6 protein-coding genes are annotated in these 5,223 nt (G+C 51.4%); 2 read left to right on the top strand and 4 right to left on the bottom strand.

All coding sequences use genetic code 11. The features are described from left to right. From Q0231_RS09085 to Q0231_RS09070, 4 genes are all read right to left on the bottom strand, one after another. Positions 1–626, bottom strand: a 626-nt coding sequence (locus Q0231_RS09085) for an esterase-like activity of phytase family protein (RefSeq protein ID WP_299347272.1), incomplete at its 3' end; no start/stop codon positions are given. Between the two features lie 23 nt (positions 627–649). Further along, positions 650–2,539: a cobaltochelatase subunit CobT gene (cobT, locus tag Q0231_RS09080; protein WP_299347270.1), complete on the bottom strand. Its 1,890-nt coding sequence runs from the start codon at positions 2,537–2,539 to the stop codon at positions 650–652. 17 nt (positions 2,540–2,556) lie between these two features. After that, positions 2,557–3,534, bottom strand: a complete 978-nt coding sequence (cobS, locus tag Q0231_RS09075; RefSeq protein WP_299347267.1) for a cobaltochelatase subunit CobS — start codon at positions 3,532–3,534, stop codon at positions 2,557–2,559. Positions 3,535–3,693: 159 nt separating this feature from the next. Then, positions 3,694–4,311, bottom strand: coding sequence for a DnaJ domain-containing protein (locus Q0231_RS09070; protein WP_269395075.1), 618 nt, complete (start codon positions 4,309–4,311; stop codon positions 3,694–3,696). A 71-nt stretch (positions 4,312–4,382) separates the two neighbouring features. On the opposite strand from Q0231_RS09070, the gene Q0231_RS09065 reads away from it, so the two are divergent. Both Q0231_RS09065 and Q0231_RS09060 read left to right on the top strand, forming a co-directional pair. After that, a complete protein-coding gene (locus Q0231_RS09065) occupies positions 4,383–4,649 on the top strand; it encodes a BolA family protein (protein WP_299347265.1) in 267 nt (88 codons plus the stop codon). A gap of 89 nt (positions 4,650–4,738) precedes the next feature. Continuing rightward, positions 4,739–5,223, top strand: a 485-nt coding sequence (locus tag Q0231_RS09060) for a DUF4386 domain-containing protein (protein ID WP_299347263.1), incomplete at its 3' end; no start/stop codon positions are given.

Below are 5,223 nucleotides of genomic sequence, written 5' to 3'. Positions count from 1 at the left end.
CAAGCGCGGTTGTTGCCTTTTTGGTCGCGCACATCCTCCAAAATGACCAAGGTCGAACCTGCGACCGGGGAAGTGGGTGGCGCGATGCACAATGATTCAATGGAGCCATTATTGCGTTGCCGGGTGATCCAGTTTGGCAGGGCATAGTCTTTTGCCGCGCCTTCTGGTTTTCCATCGATAAGGCCAAAGTCTGCCACGCGGGTAAGATGTTCAAAGCCTACGCGCACCGCGCTTGGGGTGCCATTGCGATAGATGGTGTCAATGGCTTCTGGGTCGCGCGAAAAGGATGAAGGAAGGTTTGCGCCCTTTGAGTTTTTGATCCGATTGATTTCGGCATTGTTGATGGCAATTGGTGCGTTTGTTGCGTCATAGGACATCTGAGCTGTGATCATGCGGCCTTTGTCGGTCACGATCGCCAAATCCCCATTTTGGGAGGTGAACGTGAGGTCCGACAGGCCGCCAAAATCAGGGTGTGTGCTGGTGAGGTGCAGGCCACCACGCCAAATGAGATCTATTCCCACGGGCTTGCCAATCGATTGGCTCTTAAACCATTTGATTTGAGCGGCGTTTATGGTGAGCTTTTCGGCAAAAGCAGTGCCGGGCGCACAAAGGGCGCCAAGCATCATTGCGATCAGAAACGGATTTCGGGCTATTTTCGGCCTCTGCGACGGGTTTCTTGTGGCAATTCTTCGTCAAACAAATCTGCAAGATTATCGGTCAAAGCACCCGCCAATTCTTCAGCGTCCAGCAAAGTGACTGCACGTCGGTAATATCGGGTCACATCGTGACCAATACCAATGGCAACCAGTTGCACGGGTGAGCGGGTTTCTATGTCTTCGATTACGTAGCGCAGATGTTTTTCCAAATAATTGCCGGGGTTGACGGACTGCGTGCTGTCATCAACAGGCGCGCCATCAGAAATCACCATCAATATGCGGCGATTTTCGGGCCGACCCAAAATTCGCTTGTGGGCCCATTGCAGCGCTTCCCCATCGATATTTTCTTTGAGCAAGCCTTCACGCATCATCAAACCCAAGTTGGACTTGGCGTGCCGCCATGGTTCTTCAGCGGATTTATAGATGATGTGGCGCACGTCGTTGATACGGCCCGGATTGGCAGGGCGTCCCGCTTGCATCCAAGCTTCACGAGATTTGCCGCCTTTCCATGCGCGGGTGGTGAAGCCCAAAATCTCAACCTTCACGCCGCAACGCTCAAGCGTTCTGGCTAGAATGTCACCACAGATCGCGGCGATGGTGATCGGGCGACCACGCATAGAGCCAGAATTGTCGATCAGCAAGGTTACAACCGTATCGCGGAAGTCGGTGTCTTTTTCGATCTTAAATGAAAGCGGCTGCAGCGGATCGGTGACCACTCGGGTAATCCGTGCGGTATCAAGCAAGCCTTCTTCAAGGTCAAACTCCCAAGAGCGGCTTTGCTGGGCCATCAAGCGGCGTTGCAATTTGTTGGCCAAACGGGCCACAGCGCCAGAAAGGCCATCCAATTGCTTGTCCAATAAGGCGCGCAATTGTTCCAATTCGTCTGGTGGACAAAGGTCTGCAGCGCTTACGGTTTCATCGAACTTTGTGGTGAAAATCTTATAGTCCGGCATGTTGCGGAAATGTTCAGGAATATCATTGTCCGGCTGAGCATTGGGGCTGTCTTCGCCATGTTCAAGCGGGGCTTCTTGATCTTCCATATCCTGCATGTCGGCGTCTTCGCCTTCGGTTTCACCTTCTTGCTCGGTGTCACCTGGGGCTTGTTCCGCATCAATTTGTTCTTCATCCTGATCAGACGTGCCGTCTTGCTGGTCGGCGTTTTCATCTGGGGCGTTTTGCGGATCTGCATCTTCGCCCGTATCGTCCTCGTCGCCGTCCAAATCGGTTGGGTCCGCGTCAACGATCAATTCCATATTGCGCAATGCAGTGCGGCAAAGTTTGGAAAACTCGGTTTGGTCATCAACCAGATTTGCAAGATTGTCGAGCTGGTCGCCAGCTTTTTGCTCAATGGTTTCGCGCCAAAACTCAACCAAGCGTTCGCCGGAAGAGGGAATGTCGATACCCAATAGCTTTTCGCGCAACACTAGGCCCATAGCCTCAGCCAAAGGGGCATCGGCGATATCGGTGACAGATGCATAGTTGGCACGGAACAATTTGTCCTCAAGCATGGCGGCCAAATTGCCCTTCATGCCCGGCAGGCGTTGGGTGCCAAGCGCTTCCACACGTACCTGTTCTAAACTGTCAAATACGGCTCTGGCATCAGGGTCTTGGGGCGAAAACTTTTTGTGCAATTTTTGGTCGTGGGCGGCCAATCGCATGGCCATGGCGTCGCCTTGCCCACGGGCAATAGCAATGTCTTCAGGTTTTGGCAGGCGAGGCAGGTTGGCCAGCCGCGCCTTGTCTTTGGTCAAAAGAGGTCTGTCGGAGGTGAAGGCCACTTCCAACTCTTTATCCTCGGCAATGGCGCGCATGGTCACGCCAACCGCGTTTTTCAACGTGGCTGACGGATCAGGTTTATTGGCGCGTTTGGCGATGCCAGACATAGTGTGCCTTTTTTCTGTTAGGCGCTCAGAGCGATATTTGCAGCAGATTCAGGCAAATCAGTACCAAAGACGCGTTGATAGAACTCAGCCACAACTGCGCGTTCCAACTCGTCACATTTGTTGAGGAATGTGAGGCGGAAGGCCATGCCGATATCGCCAAATATTTGGGCGTTCTCCGCCCAAGTGATGACCGTACGCGGGCTCATCACGGTCGAAAGATCGCCATTGATGAAAGCTGAACGGGTGAGGTCGGCAAGTCGAACCATGTTTGAAATGGTTTGGCGCCCCTCTTCGGTGTCAAAGCTTTTGGCTTTGGCCAACACAATGCCCACTTCTTTTTCGTGCGGCAAATAGTTCAGGGTGGTCACAATCGACCAACGGTCCATTTGACCTTGGTTGATTTGCTGGGTGCCGTGATAAAGGCCCGATGTATCACCCAAACCAATGGTGTTGGTGGTTGAGAACAGGCGGAACGCTGGGTGCGGCTCGATGACTTTGTTTTGGTCAAGCAAAGTCAGGCGACCCGAAACTTCGAGCACACGCTGGATCACGAACATGACGTCCGGGCGACCCGCATCATATTCATCGAACACGATGGCGATATTGTTTTTCAGCGCCCAAGGCAAAATACCATCGCGGAACTCAGTGATTTGTTTGCCATCTTTGATCACGATAGCATCTTTACCCACCAAATCGATCCGGCTGACGTGGCTATCCAAGTTCACCCGCACAAGCGGCCAGTTCAAGCGGGCTGCAACTTGTTCAATGTGGGTGGATTTACCCGTGCCGTGATAGCCTTGCACCATGACGCGGCGGTTGTGCTCAAAACCGGCAAGAATGGCAAGTGTTGTTGCTTTGTCGAACAGGTAGTCAGGGTCAACCGGGGGCACATGTTCGGTGCGCTCTTTATATCCTTTGACCACTAGATCTGAATCGATGCCAAAAAGCTCACGTACTGAATATTCGGTATCAGGCAGGGGTGCTGTCACACTCATAATGGGTAACCTTTTAGATAGAACGTATTTCTCAAATGGGTTTTGGCACAATTTGCGCGCAAAAGGTAGGGCGGGGTGTCATAAAGATGCAAGTTCTATAGCAATAAAATTTGGGCTCGACCAGTGCCGAGCCCCGTGTTCGTTTTCGCGCCTTAGGTCTTAAACAAACCCTTTGGACTTTAGGTGATTGTACGCTGTTACAATATTGCGCAGACGCTCTTCAGAGCTTTTGTTGCCACCATTGATGTCTGGGTGATGGCGTTTCACGAGATCTTTGTAGGCTTTTTTGATTTCGTCAGGACCAGAAGTTGGGCTGACATCAAGCATTTCGAGCGCTTTTTTGTCCGCATCTAAGATCTTGCGTTCAGCGGATCGATTTGGGCCTGCGGACTTGCCTTGCATGCGCTCATAGCGGCGAAAAACGTTTGATGGGTCGTGGTTTTTCTTTTTGCGACCGGCAGTGCTTAGCCCTTCAGAATCGGGCGCAACCTTGTTGACCCCCATATCCCAAGTGGGACGGCCGCCGGTGCGGTCAGTCACGATTTTTTGAATTTCATCATCCTTCATTTCAGAGAAGAAGTTGAAACTCTTGTTGTACTCGCGCACATGGGCCATGCAAAATTGGTAATAGCCTGGTTGATCCGAGCCTTTTGGCGCTTTGTGCGCACCGGCCTGGTCGCAACCCTTCCAGGCGCAACGGGGCAGATCGTCTTCAGGTTTTACCGCAGAAGATGCGCGGCGTTTCACTTTGATTTTATCGAAGAGCTTGGAATTCAAGGTACGTGCTCTTAAAGTTAGAGAAAAGGACACCTCTTTTACATCAAAAACCGGCGAGAGCAAAACCCCTTATGTCGATGAAACAGATAATCATTGAGAAATTAACTGAAGAATTCCATCCAACACACCTGAATGTGATTGATGAGAGTGAATTGCATCGTGGGCATGCAGGATATCGTGAAGGTGGCAACTCGCACTTTCGGGTGCAGATTTCCTCGCCAATGCTGGACGGTAAACTGCGCGTTGCTCAGCATCGCGCCATTATGGATTGTCTGGCTGTTGAGCTAAAACAGGAGATCCATGCTTTTGCGATAGAGGTCAGCCCGAGCGCAGGCTAACGAGCGTTTTTGAGGGTCCTCGCTCTTGATAGAAGTCAAATCAGTCAGCTTTAAACTGCGATATCCTTCTTGCTTTTAAGGAGGAGATAATGAGCGAGGAACGCACCTATTCACACAAGCGCTCAGCGATCACAATTGCTGTTCTTTTTATTATTGCAACGGTTGTCTTTTCGCTCGCTGAGCTCATCTATGCCCCCATACTCAATGCGCCAGACTATTTAGAAACCATCTATCCCAATAGGATCCAGGTGATGGTTGGCCTTCTTATTCAAGTTGGCTCTTTGGTTGCCGTGCCGCTCATCGCGGTGGTGTTTTATCCAATTTTGAGGCGACAAAGTGAAATCTTGGCGCTCGCATATGTGGTTATGCGCAGCTTTGAAGCATTGTTGCTGATTGGGGTGGGTGAAATAAACAAGCTTTCTTTGATCGGGTTAAGCAAAGAATACATCGCGGGCGGCGGTGCTGAGACGTTTCCAACAGCCATTGGGTTGTTGTCCTATTCCATCGTGCGCGGTGATCTGAAAGATGCGCTTGTGATGGCTGAAAAGGCGGTTGAGATTGCCGAGACCGTGCA

The organism is uncultured Maritalea sp. (genome assembly GCF_937139385.1).
Classification (GTDB): domain Bacteria; phylum Pseudomonadota; class Alphaproteobacteria; order Rhizobiales; family Devosiaceae; genus Maritalea; species Maritalea porphyrae_A.
Note: the sequence above shows the minus strand (reverse complement) of the source record. Positions and strands in the feature narration are given on the sequence as shown.

Coding starts and splice junctions, on each gene's coding strand:
- cobT (WP_299347270.1), bottom strand. CDS start 2,539: ATGTCTGGCATCGCCAAACGCGCCAATAAACCTGATCCGTCAGCCACG.
- cobS (WP_299347267.1), bottom strand. CDS start 3,534: ATGAGTGTGACAGCACCCCTGCCTGATACCGAATATTCAGTACGTGAG.
- Q0231_RS09065 (WP_299347265.1), top strand. CDS start 4,383: ATGTCGATGAAACAGATAATCATTGAGAAATTAACTGAAGAATTCCAT.